This window comes from Syntrophorhabdaceae bacterium (assembly GCA_028713955.1).
Classification (GTDB): domain Bacteria; phylum Desulfobacterota; class Syntrophorhabdia; order Syntrophorhabdales; family Syntrophorhabdaceae; genus UBA5609.
On sequence record JAQTNJ010000015.1, the window covers coordinates 1 to 18,715 of the forward strand.

The 18,715-nt window shown below is 49.6% G+C and carries 18 protein-coding genes and 1 CRISPR repeat array; all 18 genes read left to right on the forward strand.

The annotated features are described in order from the left end of the window. The coding region (locus tag PHU49_02655; GenBank protein MDD5242896.1) for a CocE/NonD family hydrolase at positions 1–710 on the forward strand (710 nt) is incomplete at its 5' end. Positions 711–748: 38 nt separating this feature from the next. Then, complete coding sequence (gene csm6 / locus PHU49_02660) at positions 749–1,906, forward strand: CRISPR-associated ring nuclease Csm6 (protein ID MDD5242897.1); 1,158 nt, start codon at positions 749–751, stop codon at positions 1,904–1,906. A gap of 130 nt (positions 1,907–2,036) precedes the next feature. Continuing rightward, entirely contained in the window at positions 2,037–4,376 is a 2,340-nt protein-coding gene (cas10, locus tag PHU49_02665; GenBank protein MDD5242898.1) for a type III-A CRISPR-associated protein Cas10/Csm1, read from the forward strand. Further along, the gene (gene csm2, locus PHU49_02670; protein ID MDD5242899.1) at positions 4,373–4,882 is read left to right on the forward strand and encodes a type III-A CRISPR-associated protein Csm2; all 510 of its coding nucleotides are present in this window, start codon (positions 4,373–4,375) and stop codon (positions 4,880–4,882) included. The genes cas10 and csm2 overlap by 4 nt, the downstream gene beginning before the upstream one ends. Positions 4,883–4,893: 11 nt before the next feature. Then, positions 4,894–5,592 (forward strand): type III-A CRISPR-associated RAMP protein Csm3, encoded by a 699-nt coding sequence (gene csm3 / locus PHU49_02675; protein MDD5242900.1) that lies wholly within the window; start codon positions 4,894–4,896, stop codon positions 5,590–5,592. A 3-nt stretch (positions 5,593–5,595) separates the two neighbouring features. Next, entirely contained in the window at positions 5,596–6,489 is an 894-nt protein-coding gene (locus PHU49_02680) for a hypothetical protein (GenBank protein MDD5242901.1), read from the forward strand. Continuing rightward, positions 6,486–7,607: a DUF1887 family CARF protein gene (locus tag PHU49_02685; GenBank protein MDD5242902.1), complete on the forward strand. Its 1,122-nt coding sequence runs from the start codon at positions 6,486–6,488 to the stop codon at positions 7,605–7,607. Before PHU49_02680 ends, PHU49_02685 begins: the two co-directional genes overlap by 4 nt. A gap of 19 nt (positions 7,608–7,626) precedes the next feature. Beyond that, positions 7,627–7,869, forward strand: coding sequence for a CRISPR-associated protein Csx3 (locus tag PHU49_02690; GenBank protein ID MDD5242903.1), 243 nt, complete (start codon positions 7,627–7,629; stop codon positions 7,867–7,869). Positions 7,870–8,030: 161 nt separating this feature from the next. Then, positions 8,031–10,379: a CRISPR direct-repeat array (repeat unit 18 nt; unit sequence AAAGAAATCAGACCTCAT). Positions 10,380–10,720: 341 nt separating this feature from the next. Further along, positions 10,721–11,002 carry a CRISPR-associated endonuclease Cas2 gene (cas2, locus tag PHU49_02695; GenBank protein ID MDD5242904.1) on the forward strand — a complete coding sequence of 94 codons (282 nt, stop codon included), beginning with the start codon at positions 10,721–10,723 and terminating at the stop codon, positions 11,000–11,002. A 65-nt stretch (positions 11,003–11,067) separates the two neighbouring features. Next, positions 11,068–12,048 (forward strand): CRISPR-associated endonuclease Cas1, encoded by a 981-nt coding sequence (gene cas1, locus PHU49_02700; protein MDD5242905.1) that lies wholly within the window; start codon positions 11,068–11,070, stop codon positions 12,046–12,048. Next, on the forward strand, positions 12,023–12,844 hold the full coding sequence (locus PHU49_02705) for a CRISPR-associated endonuclease Cas1 (GenBank protein MDD5242906.1): 822 nt from the start codon (positions 12,023–12,025) through the stop codon (positions 12,842–12,844). The genes cas1 and PHU49_02705 overlap by 26 nt, the downstream gene beginning before the upstream one ends. Continuing rightward, entirely contained in the window at positions 12,841–13,116 is a 276-nt protein-coding gene (cas2, locus tag PHU49_02710; protein ID MDD5242907.1) for a CRISPR-associated endonuclease Cas2, read from the forward strand. The genes PHU49_02705 and cas2 (PHU49_02710) overlap by 4 nt, the downstream gene beginning before the upstream one ends. Before the next feature lie 16 nt (positions 13,117–13,132). Beyond that, entirely contained in the window at positions 13,133–14,077 is a 945-nt protein-coding gene (gene cas6 / locus PHU49_02715; protein MDD5242908.1) for a CRISPR system precrRNA processing endoribonuclease RAMP protein Cas6, read from the forward strand. A 225-nt stretch (positions 14,078–14,302) separates the two neighbouring features. Further along, positions 14,303–14,563 (forward strand): hypothetical protein, encoded by a 261-nt coding sequence (locus PHU49_02720; protein ID MDD5242909.1) that lies wholly within the window; start codon positions 14,303–14,305, stop codon positions 14,561–14,563. Then, positions 14,560–14,943: a type II toxin-antitoxin system VapC family toxin gene (locus PHU49_02725; protein ID MDD5242910.1), complete on the forward strand. Its 384-nt coding sequence runs from the start codon at positions 14,560–14,562 to the stop codon at positions 14,941–14,943. The genes PHU49_02720 and PHU49_02725 overlap by 4 nt, the downstream gene beginning before the upstream one ends. Before the next feature lie 244 nt (positions 14,944–15,187). Next, positions 15,188–17,941 carry an isoleucine--tRNA ligase gene (gene ileS / locus PHU49_02730; protein ID MDD5242911.1) on the forward strand — a complete coding sequence of 918 codons (2,754 nt, stop codon included), beginning with the start codon at positions 15,188–15,190 and terminating at the stop codon, positions 17,939–17,941. Further along, on the forward strand, positions 17,917–18,378 hold the full coding sequence (gene lspA / locus PHU49_02735; protein MDD5242912.1) for a signal peptidase II: 462 nt from the start codon (positions 17,917–17,919) through the stop codon (positions 18,376–18,378). Before ileS ends, lspA begins: the two co-directional genes overlap by 25 nt. 73 nt (positions 18,379–18,451) lie before the next feature. After that, positions 18,452–18,685, forward strand: coding sequence for a hypothetical protein (locus tag PHU49_02740; protein ID MDD5242913.1), 234 nt, complete (start codon positions 18,452–18,454; stop codon positions 18,683–18,685). Positions 18,686–18,715 lie beyond the last annotated feature (30 nt).

The window sequence follows — 18,715 nt, forward strand, 5'->3', positions numbered from 1 at the left end:
GGTTTCTTCTCTTTATCTTTTCTACTGAAAAAACCCATAATTTTCCTATTGAATTTTTGCTACAAAACTACCAAAATAAGGATAGTATGTCAATAAAAAGGGTCTCCATAGAATCAGACTACACCCTCGAAGGAATCCTGCGGGCAGAAAGTAAGGATGCCGGCGTTGTCATATGTCATCCCCACCCCCTCTACGGCGGCGACATGCGCAACAACGTTGTAGGGGCAATAGAAGAAGGGTTCTCCCGGCAGGGTTACACGACCCTTATATTCAATTTCCGCGGTGTCGGTGGGAGCGGGGGTGAATATGACGAAGGGGAAGGAGAGGTCCGGGATGCCCTTGCAGCCTCAGAACATCTCCGGCAGCATCTCAACCCCGGCGGGCGGATTATCTGTGCCGGTTATTCCTTCGGCGCCTGGGTAATAAGCAAGGCAGCGCCGGCGGTGCAGGGACTGGATGGGCTGTTTCTTGTCTCCTACCCGTTCCTGATTTACAAGGGCGACCATCTGAAGACATTCAGCAAAAAGATCTATTTCATCGGAGGGACGTACGACGATATAGCCCCCCTCGATGACCTCCTCGAATTTTACAAGCATCTGACGATCACCGACAAGTACCTCAAGGTCATCCCCACGTCCCATTTCTACAACGGGAAAGAAGAGGAGATCACCGATTTCATTTCCGAAAGCGTCGAACCCGCTCCTAAATAAAACTTGCAAATTATATATACTTTTTCTACAATCGTCATATGGGGAAGGGGGGATTTAAAGAAATATTCGTTTTTGTTGCAGGGATAACTCCTCAGGTAGTCACCGAGACTATCTATACCCTCGCACAGAGAAAACCACCCGTATATCCCGATGAGCTGTTCATCATTACTACCGCTATCGGGAAACAACATATTCAAGATACATTAATCAAAAAAGGTGTGCTTAAAGAGCTTGCTGCAGAGTACGGAATCCCCGATATAATCCTCGACGAGAGATCGTTTGTTGTGGCTAAAGACCAGAATAACACCGACATCATGGACATTCAAAATGAGGCCGAGAATGAGCTGATGGGCGACCTCATTACCACGTTTATACGGGACAAAACGGGAGACCAAAAATCAAGGCTCCATTGCTCCATAGCCGGCGGGCGCAAAACCATGAGCTTTTATATGGGCGCAGCGTTGCAGCTTTTCGGGCGTCCCCGGGACCGGCTCTACCATGTCCTCGTCTCACCAGAATTCGAATCCAACCCCGCGTTTTTCTACAAACCCATGAAAAACCGTATAATCGAAGGGAAGACCCCCGACGGTGCAATAAAGAAACTCAACACAAAAGAAGCCCGTATCCATCTCGCGGAGCTGCCCTTCATACGACTAAGGGAAAAGCTGTCCCTGGATGGAAAGGGATTCGGGGAGCTTGTCAGGGAGGGTCAGAAAAGGATCGACAGCGCCATCGTCCAGCCTGACATTAACGTAGATCTTTCCGCAAGAACAGTACGTATCGGGGGAGAAATGGTCCGCATGACACCTGCCCAGCTTATGCTCTTTACAATGTTTTTAAGGCAAAAAACCGATTTCTGCAAAAATCCGAACCGAAGGTTCTGTTTGGAATGCACGGACTGCTTTATTACTCCGACAAGTCTGAGGAATGATGAGGTTCTTAATGTCATGGCAGAAGACTACAAGCTAATTTACAGAAGTGATGAGTTCCGCGCTCAGGAACTTCTTTCGCGTTGGAAGAAAACTGAATTCTTCCATAACCTCATCAGGCAGAACATCAGTAAAATAAATAAGGCGATCCAGGGGCAGGTCAAGACCAAGACGCATGTTCCCTCTTGTGTCGTGATGAGCATCATGCAGTACGGCGGTACGCGTTACGGGGTGAGCATAGAAAAAGGCAAGCTGCATATAGAATGAAATATTTCTGAAATGTTTCCGTTGTGGCACGGTATACTTTCCGGTGTAATAATAAGACAGGCCGGTACCGGTTGCGTCCGGTCCGAACTTCGGACTGCGGTCCCGCGCAGACCACACAAGGGGGTATTCATTGGAACCGAACAGAAAGGAATATCAGGCCGTAATACTCGGGGCGTTGCTCCACGATATTGGAAAGTTCGTCCAGCGGGCGCAGAAGAACCCAAAACTCAAGGATCATGCCAGCTGGGGCGGTGAATGGTTCCAAGAACACCTCTCCGAAAGACTGTCCCCGCTGTTTGACGAAAAAGAAAAGGAGACTGTACGGTCGGCCATCGGCGGTCATCACGGTCATGAAAAATACATTACGCTCGCAGACGGTCTTTCGGCCGGCTCGGACAGGATAGAACTTGAAAGAGAAGAAAAGGGCGACCCCTTCACGGATAGTCTGATATCGATATTTTCCGAGGTGTCCATCTCACCGACAAAGAAAAAACCAATGTACCACAGTATCACGCGTTTCGACACGGAAACCATCGGCAGCACGTTTCCCGTGGCAGAGAGTGGGTGCCGTCCGGAAGATTACGCGCGGCTGCTGAAGTTGTTCGAGGCGGAAATCGCGCGCATGGATTTCGGCACCGTGGAAAGTGTCACGGAGATGCTGAATTTCCTGCTCTGGAAATACTGCTGGTGTATCCCCAGCGCCGCGTACAAAAGCGAGCCTGACGTATCCCTTTTCGACCATCTGAAAACAACCGCCGCTATCGCGGCATGTCTCTATCTTTACGAACATGAAACGGGTAAACCCGCAAATACCGGCACCGAGGCCTTTCTCCTGACCGGCGGGGATATCTCGGGGATCCAGCATTATATCTTCGATGTGCTCAACCAGCAGGGAAAGGTGGCGAAACGTCTGAGGGCGAGATCGCTCTTAGTTCAGCTTGTATCGGAGATCGCGTCACACAAACTGCTTCATTCCTTCGACCTCCCGCCGTGCAACACTATTTCCGCCGCGGGGGGGAATTTCTACATTCTCGCCCCGAACACCGACAGGATCAGGAACAGCATCGAATCCCTCCAGAAGGAATTCGACCTGTGGACCGTGAACCACATGAATGCCGAGCTCTCCGTCCATCTTGCCTCCACGGTAACATCCGGAAAGGGGCTGGGTGATTTCGCGCGGATAACGGATCTCCTGAGAACGGAACTCAGTTACCGGAAACATAGGCCCCACAGCACGGTGCTCGTGGCCAGCGGCAGGTGGATGACGGATGCGTTCGTGAGACCGGAAATCATAGAAGGCGCCGGGAAGGCCTGCAGCGGCTGCCACAGGAAGCCGGTTCTGGAGGGCAATGACAGTGAGGACGGGCTGTGCGAAAGATGTGCCGGCGACGTAAGGATGGGGCGTCTCCTTCCCCGCTGCGAATATATTGCATTCCACAGCGACGGCAGCGGTGAATTCGGGGTATTCGATTATTCCTTCGACCTGCGGGAACGTGCCGAAGCACGCGGGACAGAGGAACGGAAACCGTATGCCGTACTCCGTCTCAACAGTACTGACATAGAGCCGCCGGCAACAGGTTTCAAGCTCTTCGCAACCCGCATACCGACGGGAGCCGACATTCCAGAATCACACACCGAAGAAAACGCTCCGGTTACCTTTGACGGCATTGCCGGTGCATCCCGCGGTTACAGGTATCTGGGATACGTCAGATCCGATGTCGACAACATGGGAAAGATCCTGCGGGAGGGTTTTTCCGCAAGGATGTCGGTATCCAGATTCTCGACGTTTTCGAGGATGGTCGAGACCTTCTTCTCCGGATACCTCCAGGTAAAGCTGGCCCGTGATTTCAGAAAGATATATGCCGTTTTTTCAGGCGGGGATGACTGTCTGGTGCTGGGACCGTGGAACGATGCGCTGGAGTTCATCAGGGAAACCAGGGCAAAGTTCACGGCCTACTGCGCGGGAAATCCCGATCTCAGTTTTTCTGCCGGTCACTTCATGTCCGGGCCACACGAACCCCTCTCGTACTGTGCGGCGGAAGTGAACCAGGAACTTGAAAGATCAAAACAGGCAGGGAAGAACAGGATAACACTCTTCGGCACGACCGTGAGCTGGGAGGAACTGGACACGGTGCTCGCGGAAGCCTCCCGCGTCATCGGATGGACCACGACCGTACCGCCGGTCATCTCACGCAGCCTCATTCAGAACCTGCGGGCGTACGGGGAGATGGCGGAAAAATCAGGGATCTTCAGGCCAGAGTCCGCGGGCATTGACACGGGGTATCTCAGGTTCGTTCCCCTTCTCGCCCGCGATACGGCAAGGAATCTGACAAGAAAGGATCAACAGGAAGCTCTCGACTGGACCGTACGGCTGCGCCCTACGGTGGAAACGCCGGCGGGCGGCGTGAACCTGCCGTTCCTTAAAATAATTATGGAGTACGTGCTTACGTACACAAGGAGCCGTTTATGAAGAAAAAATGCGAGAGATGCGGAAGGGAATTCGAGGCCAGGGAAAGTTTTCACAGGTTCTGTCCGGGCTGCTTCCAGCCGCAGGGACAATCCACGGGCGGCCCGCCGAGACAGGCGGCCACCGTCCCGCAGGAACTGCTGCTGGCATCCTATTACGACGGAGAGGCCAATCCCCTGAAACAGGTGTACATTGGTGTTCCGGAGAGGCTTGCACTTCTCTTCGCAAAAGACAGCCCCCCGCTCGGCACAAAACAGCTAAGGGATTTCCTGCAGGTCATACTGAAGGCAAGAAACAAGATGCTCCTCAGCGGAATAGAGGCGGCGCGGCCCATCCTCTACAAATGTCAGGCAGATCTGGAGTACCAGCTCAAGAGGGGCGTGATCCCGTCCAGTTTCGGCCAGTTCATGAAGCATCATCTCACCATGGCGGAACGGAACGGTAACGCGCTCGAAGGATTCTACCGGCATTTCGATGCCGTTGTCTGTTATTTTCCAGCAAAGAAATAAAGGAGGGAGAGATGAAATTGAAGGATTACGCAAGGCTTTCTGCAACAATCCGTCTGAAAAGCGGACTGCATATCGGCACCGGTGAAAAACCGGAACGCGGCGAGCCCCTGAACGTCATGCTGTCGAAGAGAACGGGGTATCCCTACATTCCCGGTTCATCGCTCAAGGGGAAGATGAGGCACCTTCTGGAGATTGCCTTCGGACGTGTCGAAACTGATCCGAAGGACAAGGGTTCGCCCTGCTGGTGCGGGAAATGTCAGGTATGTCTCCTCTTCGGCAGCGGGAGCTCCGGCAAAACCTACGAACCGACTCGCCTGATATTCCGTGACAGCTTCCTGACGGAGGCATCGGAAGACCTGCTCGAAAAGATCGAGCTGGAAGAAAAACCCGGCGTGCGTATCGACAGGCTGACCGGCAAGGCGGCAGGCGGCGCGCTCTTCCCGATGAAACGTGTGCCCGAGGGATCGGAGTTTTCCATGGAAATCTCCGTCAGGGTATTCGAGAATGACGATATCGATGCCATCAGACGCTGGCTCGCCACCGGGCTGTTTTTCATGGAACAGGACGCCTTGGGGGGCGGGGGCACGAGGGGATCCGGATACATCGAATTCGAAGGGGTCCAGTTCAACGGCGTGGCCTTCGATGCCGACTGGAGGGAGAAGACCAAAAAGCAGAAAGACGGGATGGCGGACGTCCAGGTCAAAAAGTGATATATGGAAACCTACCGTATTGACATCCATCTCCATGGCGGCGTGCTAACGCCCTTCCAGGCGGACACCGTCTTCGGGCACCTGTGCTGGACGGTGGCCCAGAACGAAGGTGACGGTGCGCTGGAGGAATTTCTTCGGCCCTTCCTTGACGGGAATCCCCCGTTCGTTATATCGGACGGATTTCCAGCCGGTTTCCTCCCGAAACCGCTGGGCGCCAATTTTCTGGAGGACGATCCCGAGCGGCTCAAGGAAATAAAAAAGATTGTCCATGTCGGACCGGAGGATTTTGGCAGGATTGCGGCGGGCGGGAAAACGGACCTGCAGGCACGGGACGTTCCCGGTACCGTGGAAATATCGATCCACAACAGGATCGACAGGCAGACCGGAAAGACGCCCTCGGAAGGTGGTCTCTACGGTCTCGTGGAAACGCACACCCCGTATGTGACCGTCTATATCAAGACGGTTTCCGAGGCATGGAAGGACAGGGTTGCGGACCTGTTCCGGAAACTCTCGCTGTCCGGTTACGGCCGCAGGAAGTCCGCCGGAAAAGGCCATTTCACGGCGGGGAATCCGGAGAGGTTCAATTTTCCGGAGGTGAAGGACGCGAACGGTTTCGTGACACTTTCAGGTTTCTGTCCCGCGGAGAACGATCCCGTCGAGGGACTGTACCAGATCTCTGTCAAATACGGAAAGCTCGGCGAGGAATTTACCGTCCCCGGCAATCCCTTCAAGAAACCCCTGCTGGTGATTGCAACCGGGTCCGTGTTCAGAACGGCCGGTGCCCCCGCAGAATTTTACGGACGCATGATCACCGGAATTGCGCCAGCAAAACCCGAAGCGGTCCAGTACACATACGCCTTTGCTGTTCCGGTAAAGATGCCGCGGGTAACTGTATGAACCGCACCCACGTATGCCTTGTTTCAGACCAGCCGGTACCAAACCTCACCACGGTCCTGCAGTTCAGGCCCGATCTGGTGATCCTACTAGTCACGACCGACAAGAAGGCTGAGGGCACGAGGCTGAAATCGGTCATAGAGGCGAGGGGGATTCCCGTCGAGGAGCGTTCCGTCGAGCCGTACGATCTGAACAGCGTTCTGGAAGCATCCGAGGACATAATCAAGAAATTCAGGGATCACGAACTCTCCCTCAATATCACCGGCGGCACGAAAATCGGCACCGTCGGAACATTCCAGTCATTCTACACGGCCGGCAGGCCGATCTATTACGTCGATACCCGCGACAGCACAATACTACAGATCTCTCCGCAGGAATCTCGCGTACCCATCGATGTGTCGATACCGGTTGTCGATTACCTCAGGGTCTACGGTTTCAATGTCGAGAATTACCTGAAGGATGACGGGCCAGTCTTCCGCAGGAAAGACATTACCGGACTGCTGCTGGACCTCGCCATCGGGGAGCCAAAGCTGCTTGGTGCCCTGAACTATTCGTTGCAGAAACTGGAGAACATGCAATATCCGCTTGATGCAATGCTTCCCGACAGCCCGTGTATCGCCGTAATTGCCGAGCTCCTCGCCGATAGGGGATTTGCTAAAGTAAAAGGCAGGGGGTATATCACCTTACCATCTGAAGAGATAACGGTCTATCTCAAGGGCGGCTGGCTGGAGGAATATGTGTACACCACTGCAAAGGCCCTGAACAGGGGGGAAGTAAGGATGAATGTTGAAGGCAAATGGGAGGGCAGGGTGAAACACCTGCCGAAAAATGAGTTCGACATCCTCATCTCGTACAGCAACCAGTTGTTCCTCCTGTCATGCAAGACGTCGGATCCTAACAGAAATGCGGACGGTGCCGGAGAAACGATCGCCAAGGAATATATTTACGAACTGATCTCTCTGGGGGACAGGGCCCTCGGTCTGTTCGGAAAGAAGGCACTCGTATCGGCCCGCGTGCTGAACCCATACGTGAGGGACAGGGCCAGCGTGCTCAAGATACCAGTTATAGAAGGAAAAAACATCATCACACTCAAAAGCGTTCTGAAGAGCTGGATGACCTGATGAAAGGCGGGAAATTTCTATGATTAAAACAATCGATGTCAGATCCCTCTATACTACACGGGCAAAAGTGAAAGAACTACAAAACTACATCCGCAAAACTCTCTCCCTTGCGGGAGAGGGTAAAGACATAATACTGACCGGTCAGGCACCGATATGGCTCTACCTCAGTATTGCCCATGCGCTCCACGGCAGGGCAAGGAAGCTGGTTTACCGTTCGCCGGTAACGGGGGATATGGTGATCTTCGACCATTCGCCCGATTAAATCAGGGAATCGCCGGAACCGGATGCTCTTTGACAACTGAATACGGAGATAAAATATGAAACATTTCGGAAACGTTTCGCATACAACTCTTGAAAGTCGCAAAAAGTTGCACAACCCCCTCCGCAATATGGCGGAATATAAAGACATTTGGAAGGGGGCTGAAAGAAATCAGACCTCATTAAGAAGGGATTGCGACCTGATTGTAAATTTCATCTTGTCCTCCTTATAGGAAAGAAATCAGACCTCATTAAGAAGGGATTGCGACTCAATCTCTTTTCTTTCCTTACGGGCATACGCTCTGAAAGAAATCAGACCTCATTAAGAAGGGATTGCGACCACATACTGCTACCCGTTGCGGAATTTCATCTTTGAAAGAAATCAGACCTCATTAAGAAGGGATTGCGACACTCCAAACTTTTCCATCCTGTCCAATTCTTGTGGAAAGAAATCAGACCTCATTAAGAAGGGATTGCGACCCTGCCCAGTTTGCTTACCCAATTCCAGCCGCACCGAAAGAAATCAGACCTCATTAAGAAGGGATTGCGACTTATGGCCTCATATTGTTCCATGTGTTCTTTTGTTGAAAGAAATCAGACCTCATTAAGAAGGGATTGCGACTCACCTCCCCGTTTTCGATGATGATGCCTATTTGAGAAAGAAATCAGACCTCATTAAGAAGGGATTGCGACCAATATAGCTTTTTCATCTTGCCCTCCTTATAGAAAGAAATCAGACCTCATTAAGAAGGGATTGCGACCAGGCGGCGGGTATGGATAGCCCTGCATTTTGGAGAAAGAAATCAGACCTCATTAAGAAGGGATTGCGACGTAAATTCAAGGTCCCTACCTACCATTGTCTGCCCCGAAAGAAATCAGACCTCATTAAGAAGGGATTGCGACTTTGATCTGTATACGTCGGAGCGTTTATATCCCCGAAAGAAATCAGACCTCATTAAGAAGGGATTGCGACGCACCAAATATCATTTTTACAGTCATTCTCTCTGAAAGAAATCAGACCTCATTAAGAAGGGATTGCGACTAGGCCACATCAACCTCAATGTGTTCCTCATCTGAAAGAAATCAGACCTCATTAAGAAGGGATTGCGACCGAAGGACTTTTTTCCGGCTTTGTGTTTATCCGTCGAAAGAAATCAGACCTCATTAAGAAGGGATTGCGACAACTCAAGCATCAATGCTACTTCTCTTATGTGTCTTTGAAAGAAATCAGACCTCATTAAGAAGGGATTGCGACAGAGCACCACGGATGTTACTTTGCAGCGTTACACGCCGAAAGAAATCAGACCTCATTAAGAAGGGATTGCGACATGACTACTTTTTCATCTTTGTCAAGGCAGTCAGGAAAGAAATCAGACCTCATTAAGAAGGGATTGCGACACTCGGCCTGGAGGGATTCGCTCTTGTCCCAGAAAGAAATCAGACCTCATATAGAAGGGATTGCGACCTTGCCGGTAGACCGCTATACGGGTATCGTAGAAAAGAAATCAGACCTCATATAGAAGGGATTGCGACAATTCCTGTCTTTGCAACCTTGTCATCGGTTGTAAAAGAAATCAGACCTCATATAGAAGGGATTGCGACACCGTGTACTTTGTATCCCCGATACCATGTTAGCAAAAGAAATCAGACCTCATATAGAAGGGATTGCGACGCAATGACTCGGTTTGAACAGAGCCATGATGTTATAAAAGAAATCAGACCTCATATAGAAGGGATTGCGACCTTCCCAGCGTCTAATGTCCACGAGCCTGTATCGGAGAAAGAAATCAGACCTCATTAAGAAGGGATTGCGACTCCAACCCTGCATCTTTCAAGAATCGCTTGAGTAACGAAAGAAATCAGACCTCATTAAGAAGGGATTGCGACGACAACGAGGCCCCCAAGGTATCGACAATGGTGGAAAGAAATCAGACCTCATTAAGAAGGGATTGCGACTTGATGAGATATTCAAGGTCTTGTTCGGTTATTGGCGAAAGAAATCAGACCTCATTAAGAAGGGATTGCGACTCTCGTATTTCTGACCACTTATCCCAATCGTGTAGAAAGAAATCAGACCTCATTAAGAAGGGATTGCGACCATTTCTCCTTCACCTCCCCGCATCCTTCAACGGGAAAGAAATCAGACCTCATATAGAAGGGATTGCGACTTTACTTTCATTGTCTTGCCCTCCTTTGGTTTAAAAGAAATCAGACCTCATATAGAAGGGATTGCGACTACCTTGAGCAAGCTCATTTAAGCCATTCTCGATAAAAGAAATCAGACCTCATATAGAAGGGATTGCGACGGGTTGATCGGGCAATGTTTTACTACCCATTCAAAAGAAATCAGACCTCATATAGAAGGGATTGCGACGACAATTAGCCTCTGGATATTGACACTGTTTGTGAAAAGAAATCAGACCTCATATAGAAGGGATTGCGACAGATACTCCTCCCACACCTCCGGCAATTCTTTTTCAAAAAAATCAGACCTCATATAGAAGGGATTAACCTGCCTCCGGCAGGAGTGAAACGTCGGGAGTGAAGAGTCAGGGGTAAATACCAAAAACACCATTCTGACTCACGACTCATCACTTTTGACTGGCAAAGCCCGGCCTCATTTAGAAGGAAGCCTTCAACGTTCAACCTTAAACCTGGAACTTTAAACTGTCTTATTGAAACATTTCTGAAACATTTCATTTGCTGCACCAGATCCTTCTGCGTTCTATACTGCATGAAAAAGGGAGGGCGGTATGGATGTCATTTTACTTTTCTTCATTATGTATCTGTTTTTCGGGAAAAGGTAAACATCACAGGGCAAACCTGACCACGCTCGCTTACAGGAGGATGTACATATGAACAGGACCCTTTACCTCATCGCCTATGACGTCTGCGAGGGCAGACGGCTCGGCAAAGTGCGCCATTTCCTGAAGGGATACAGCACCGGGGGGCAGAAATCTGTCTATGAATGTTTCCTGACGGATGGAGAACTGAATATTATTGCTAATAGCCTGAGAAAAATCATTGACGAAGAGGAGGACAGGGTACACATCTTCACCATGGACGGGCGAAGTAAAACACATACCCTTGGCGTAGGAGTTCAACCACATGATCCGGCATATTTCTACATCGGCTAAAATAAAATTTTTGGTACTGCGGTTTTAACATTAAACTTTAAACCTGTAACTTTAAACTATCTTTTATGGGCACAGTATATATCGACAGAAAAGGGATCCATATAAAGCTCGACGGAAGTGCTCTTGCCTTCTACGCGAATGGCGAGCGCGAGGGTATGGTGCCGCTTAATCCACTAAAAAGGATCGTCATCATAGGAAATTCCGTTATCGAGTCTTCGGTATTCAGGAAACTTTCTGACGATGGGATTAGTCTGCTTTTTCTCTCTGGCAGAATGATGCGGTTTTGCGGCATGTTTCACGGGAGGCTCCACAATAACGGCCTTCTCCGGGTAAAACAATATGAAAAATCCCTGGGTCTTTTTGTCATCGAATTTTCAAGGGAGATTGTCAGAAGAAAGGTCCAGGCGCAATCAGGTCTTTTACATGATGCCCTTGATAGGCGTCCTGATCTCCGGTTCCCCCTGACAACAGGGCTCGGTACCATCGAGAAGATAGAACGTTCTCTCAATAATGTTGTCGTCAACTCCGAGCTCTGTGAAGGCGTACTGGGTATCCTGAGAGGACTGGAAGGCAGTGCGGCTTCAGCATATTTCTCAGCATACACAGCACTTTTTCCGGAGTCTCTCGGGTTCACAAAAAGAACAAGGAGACCGCCGGAGGATCCCGTCAATGCCCTGCTGTCACTTTGCTATACCCTGATCCATTACGAGATGGTGCGAGAGATAGAAGTTATCGGGCTCGATCCGACAATAGGTTTTTATCACCAGTTTGAATACGGGAGAGAATCTCTTGCCTGTGATCTCGTTGAAATATACAGGCCGGAAGTAGACAGGTTTGTATGGGCGCTCTGCAGAGACCGTGATTTTACAGACCGTGATTTTTCCTATGACAGCGAGCGGCCGGGATGCTATTTAAAAAAAGGTGCAAGGGCACGGTTCTATCCTTTCTATGAAGAATGGGCAAAGACGATGAGACCTGTTTTTGTGGAAGAAGTTCGTGTCCTTGCGCGAAGGGTAACAGATGGACAAAACGCTTTATTTGAGTGAAAAGAAACAGGTTGACATTACCCGTGACGGCCCTTCCATATGGGTAAGGGAAGATGGGAAGGCGGGCAGGCGTATACCCGCACGTATCGTCGATAAAGTCATTGTATTCGGAAATGTGAAGATTGCCACGGAAATCATTACCCTCTTCGCTGACCACAATGTTCCCATGGTATTCATAAACAAAAAGAGGGGCGAGACTGCTGTTTCTATGCCCCACAATAACCATCTCGATAACCATTATGACGAACAGAAGGTTATCCTCAAAACAGAGGAGAATATAGGGGTTTATTCGGCCTGGATGAACAATCAAAGGAAAGAGATTCAATTGGATGTCATGAAGAGGCTTTCCATAAATGTGGCTTCCTGTTTCAGGGATAGTGGTTTCTCCGAACAGGATTATCAGGGCTTCGTTATGCGAACCGCATGGATTCACGAAAAAAAGTGGAAGGCCGTCGACAATATAATCAATGGCCTCTCTTTAGGAATGGTACTGAGAAAGCTCATAGAGGCTAAACTCGATCCGCACTTAGGGGTTCTTCACCGGAGACAAAATTACGGGCTTGCCATGGATATCCGTTACATCATTGATGCTGAATTCGACATGCAGACAATACAGTTTTTTAAAGATAATCCGGACGGAAAATATTTTATTCGCAACGTTGATGGCTGGCTTGTTACACGAGAGGGTATGTTGGACGTAGCGAAGCGGTACGAAAACCGGAAACAGGCGATACAGGAGCTGACCGGGCAAATCATTGACAGCCTCTTTGTACTTATACGAAGGTTACGTTCATGACGGCAAATTATCTTGTCTGTTACGATATCTGTGAAGAAAGACGGCTTGCAAAGGTCTACCGGTACTTGAAACAGCGGGGGCTGCATATCCAGTACTCTGTATTTCATTGTAGATTAACCTGGCAGGAACTCATAGAATTAAAAAAGGATATCAATGAAATCATTGACGAAAAAGAAGATGATGTGAGAATATATCCTATGCCTCAAGATATGGAAGTGACAGTCATGGGTTGCGGTGATAGAATACCGGAAGGAATAGTTCTAAGTTTGTAGTTTAACATTAAAAGTTATGAACTTAACTTATCAAAGATACACGTTTACCATCAAAGCCCAGGATACAATCAACCTGCCCTATTACAAAGGGTCTACCTTTCGTGGGGGCTTCGGAAACGCCTTCAGAAGTGTGGTATGCACATTAAGAAAAAAAGAGTGCAAGGATTGCATGCTCTGTGAGAGCTGCATATACGCATATATCTTCGAAACATCACCGGTCAAAAACACAGAGATCATGGGTATGGACAAGTACAAGAAGATACTGCACCCGTTTATTATCGAACCGCCGGACGAAACAAGACATACATATAACCAGGGGGAAAGGATTTCTTTCGGATTGGTACTTATTGGAAAGGCAATAGATTATCTCCCATATTTTATTTTTACCTTTGACGAACTGGGGAAAAGAGGGCTGGGTCGTGGCAGGGGAAAATATCAACTCATCGATGTCGGGAGCGAAGGGAAAAACATATATTCTATAGAAGATAAGACTATCAAGGCGAATGAACCAAAGACACTCGATATCCCGGAGACCTATGTGTTTGGGGACACCCCGGTCATATCAATAACATTGAGGCTCATCACTCCGGTAAGAATATCATATCAGAGAAATCTTGTGACAGACCTTCAATTCCATGTCCTGATACGCAGCCTCCTCAGGAGAATCAACCTTCTCCATTATTTTCATTGTGAAAAGTCAGTACTGCAGTGGGATCACAAAAAAATGATCCACGAAGCAGAAAAGGTGGGGATACAAGGCAATGCCTTGAGATGGTGGGACTGGGAACGGTATTCTTCGAGGCAGGATATAAAAATGAAAATGGGAGGGGTGGTCGGAGAGATCTCATATTCAGGCCATATAGAACCATTTCTGCCCATCCTTAAAGCCGGCGAAGTACTGCATATTGGCAAGGGCACAAGCTTTGGATTGGGAAAATACAGAATAGTTCATGGCTCGTAGCAAGCTTGTTTTTTATTGCTCATAGAAGGGATTGCGTGCCAGCCTGCGGCTGGAGTTTACCGTTTGAAAGTTCCATGTTTAACGTTCCAGGACTTTAAACTTGAAACCTGAAACTTTAAACTTGAAACTTTAAACTTGAAACATCGATCTTGCGGTGGACGCCGGTCACATTTCTCTTGATACCATAGGGACATCTCTATATAATATCCTATAGGAGGTATAGAGATGGGCTTAGCGACAAAGCAGGCAAATTTTCTTTTACCCGAAGACATACTCAATGATCTCAGGGAATATGTACCCAAAAGAGAGCAGAGCAAGGTGGTAGCGGAGGCTTTGCGGAAGGAATTAAAACGCCTTAAATTTCATAAGGCCCTTCACACAAGCTTTGGGGCATGGAAGGATAAGGACCATCCTGAGCTACAGAAAGGCGCTGACGCCTTTGTATCTAAACTGAGAAAATCATCAAGAGCCGACCGCGTGAAATGAAATCCATCCTTGTCGATACCAATATTCTGATTAATTTCCTTCGGGGAAAGGCAAAGGCGCGGGACTTCCTGTTATCGCTTGCTGAAGATTCCACTGTATATTGCTCTGTAATCACAGTTGCAGAAATCTTTGCCGGTATCAGGGAACATGAGCGGCAACAAACCGTCGATCTGCTGGATAGTATAAATATCGTCACCGTTACCCGCGAGATCGCCGAGAAGGCCGGAATGTACAAGTCACGTACCAGGAGCCAGGGTCTTGAACTCGATGACTGTTTCATAGCGGCTACTGCATATATTTTGCAGGCAACCCTTGCAACCGGCAACGCGAAGCATTATCCAATGGACGACATCGACAAGATTCGCGTTGTCACTGAATAAGGCTTTTGCGCGAGAAAATATTGCTATTAAGTCTGATGAATTAAAGGTTTTCAACTTTAAACTTTAAACATGCAACATGAAACAATCTCCCGTAAGTCTTGAATAGATAACCGCTTTGTGGTAATGTGATGAACGTGCATTCAGTTCGCAGCCGTCAGCCGGGTAATCCTTTCGCTGCCGATACCCTTTCGCTGACCGCTGAAAGCTGACCGCTGACTGCTAATTGCAAAGGACAGGCACAACGATGGACTACAAAGACACGCTACACCTACCGAAGACGCCTTTTCCCATGAAAGGGAATTTACCCATAAAGGAAAAGGAGATGCTCACATTCTGGAATGACATAGGACTCTACCGGAAACTCATCGAGGCGCGCAAGGACGCCCCTTCGTTTATCCTCCACGACGGTCCTCCCTACGCGAACGGCAACATCCACCTCGGCACAGCGCTCAACAAGATACTGAAAGACATCATCGTCAAATCGAAGCTCATGTCAGGCCGCAGGGCCGATTACATCCCCGGCTGGGACTGTCACGGGCTGCCTATCGAGCACCAGATCGAAAAGGAGTTCAAGGCAAAAAAGATCGTCATGTCCAAGCTGGAGACCCGCCATGCATGCAGGAAATACGCGGAAGGGTTCATCGACATCCAGCGCGCTGAATTCAAAAGGCTCGGCGTCATCGGCGACTGGGAACATCCCTACATCACTATGGATCACGGGTACCAGGCAACGATCGTCGGGGAGATACAGAAATTCTTCGAAAGGGATGAGATCTACCGGAAAAAGAAACCTGTCTACTGGTGTATAAGCTGCATGACGGCCCTTGCCGAGGCGGAGATCGAATACGAAAACAAAAGATCGAACTCCATCTACGTCAAATTTCCCTTTACCCAAAAAAGGGACGGCATCTTTGACGGTTACCCCGACAAGCCCATCTTCATGCTCATCTGGACCACAACGCCCTGGACGCTCCCGGCAAACCTCGCCATTGCCATCCACCCCGATTTTACTTACGCGGCTGTCGATGCGGGAGGTGAGATATACATCGTCCTTAAGGACCTCGTGGAAGACATCACAAAGAAGGCAGGCATTGGCGATTACAGGATAATCGAAGAGATAAAACCTGAAAAACTGAAAGGGATCACCTTCAAACACCCCTTCATCGACAGGCAGTCCCTTATCGTCTATGCCGATTACGTCGCAAACGATACCGGCACCGGCGCGGTCCATACGGCGCCGGGACACGGCGAAGAGGACTACGAGACAGGCATCGAATACGGGCTCGACGTATACTCCCCGGTCAATGAAAAGGGTCAGTTCATCGAGGAGGTTGACTTCTTCAGAGGCATGAACGTCTTCGAAAGCAACCCCGAGGTCATCAAGAAACTCGAAGAGCTCGGGCTTCTTCTTCACAAAGAGGAGATCGAGCACTCCTACCCGCATTGCTGGCGCTGCAAGAAACCGGTCATCTTCAGGGCAACGGAGCAGTGGTTCATATCCCTCGACAGGCACAACCTGAGACAGAAGGCCCTCGACGAGATAGACCGGGTGAAGTGGATACCTTCGTGGGGACGGGACAGGATCTACAATATGCTCCAGGTGCGCCCTGACTGGTGCATCTCCCGGCAGAGAACCTGGGGGATCCCGATCACGATCTTCTACTGCGAACGATGCAGGGAACCTTACTGGAGCAAAGAGACATTTGAAAACGTCATCAGGGCCGTGAGGGAAAACGGCGCCGATATCTGGTTTGAAAAGGATGCCACCTTCTTCCTTCCGGAAGGGGCCAGGTGCAGCCATTGCGGCAATGGTTCCTTCGTCAAGGAAGAGGATATCCTCGATGTCTGGTTCGACTCGGGCGTGAGCTGGGCGGCAGTCTGCAAAAAGCGGAAAGAACTGAAGTTCCCGGTGGATCTCTATCTCGAAGGAAGCGACCAGCACAGGGGGTGGTTCCACAGCTCGCTCCTCACCGCGGTGGGAAACGAAGACCGCGCACCCTATAATGCCGTCCTGACGCACGGTTTCGTTGTCGACGGCTCCGGCAGGAAGATGTCCAAATCCCTGGGCAACATCATCGCGCCTCATGAGATCATCGAAAAGTTCGGCGCGGAGATCCTGCGGCTCTGGGTCACCTACGAAGACTACAGGGACGATATCAAGATATCGAAGGACATCATCAGCAGGCTCGTGGAAACATACCGGAGGATCAGGAATACCCTGCGCTTCCTCCACGCCAACATCAACGGGGATTTCCACCCTGAACGCGACAGTGTTCCCTACGAGAAGCTCTCCTATCTCGACAGATGGCTCTTATCGAGGCTCCAGCGGCTCATTGAGCGGGTGACGGATGCATACAACAACTACACGTTCCACGTCATATATCACAGCATCCACAATTTCTGCACCGTTGATCTGAGCGCCCTTTACTTAGATATTGTAAAAGACAGGATCTATGTGGACAAGCTGGATGGCGTGAAACGGCGGGCATCACAGACCGTCATCTACGAGGCGTTGATCACGCTTTTGAAGCTCATCGCTCCCATCTTATCCTCAACCGCGGATGAGATGTGGTCGTACCTGAAGGATTTCGTCAAGGAAGAGAGTGTCCTCCTTACAACCTTCCCGTCGCCCAGGAAAGAGTGGATCGATGCCGAAATCGAGGAAGAATGGGACAGCATCTGGAACGTGCGGGAGATAGCGAATAAAAAGATCGAGGAAAAAAGGGCTGCCAAGGTCATCGGCCATTCCCTCGACACGAAGATCATTGTCCGGGTCCCTGAGAGAGAATACAACCTCCTTGTAAAGCTCGGCGATGAGCTGAAAGATGTATTCATCGTCTCACAGATTGAATTACAGGTTGGAAATGAACCCGATGTGACGGTCACAAAGGCGGATGGCGCGAAATGTGAGCGGTGCTGGCAATACGCGACGGACATCCGTACAACAGGCAGATTCCCCAACGTGTGCAAGCGATGCGAAGATACCTTGTCTTCCTGATCGTACCCTTTGTTTTTGTCCTTGACAGGTGGACAAAGCTCCTCATTATGGAGCATCTGAACCCTGGAGGGTCCATTCATGTCAACTCCTTTTTTTCCATCGTCTATGTGGAGAACTACGGGGGGGTCTTCGGTCTTCTCTCGCGATACGAGTTTGCCAGGACCGCCTTTACCTATCTCCCTCTCCTCATCATCACCATCCTCATTGTCGTTCTTATCGTCTCCAAAATGGCCTTTGCAAAGCGGCTTGCCCTTACGTCGATCCTTGCCGGCGCCGTGGGCAATCTCTATGACAGGGTCCTGTACGGAAGCGTTGTCGATTTTCTCGACTTCTACTTTGATACCCACCACTGGCCCGCGTTTAACGTTGCCGATATATCGATCTCCTTCGGGATCTGCCTGTGGCTCTTTCTCGAACTGTTCCATGCAAAGAAATAGTTTATGGTTTGTGGTCTATGATTTATAGTAACTATAAACTTTAAACTATAAACTATAAACTTTTCAGTACGCCATGGATGACGAGTTATTAGAAGAAGAAAAGAAACTCAGGCGATTACGGTTCATCGTCGATTTTGCCCTCCAGTTTATCCGGTCGCAGGATATCGACCACGACCATGCGATAAAGATCGTCGAGGGGGTAAAAAGACAGGCCCTGAAACTCTTCCCGGGGAAGGAAGATGCCTTCGATATCATCTATGCGCCACGCTTCAAACGGGCGCTTAACGAAAAGTTTAAAAGAACGTAAGGAGATTCATGGCTGGATGCCCGATACCGG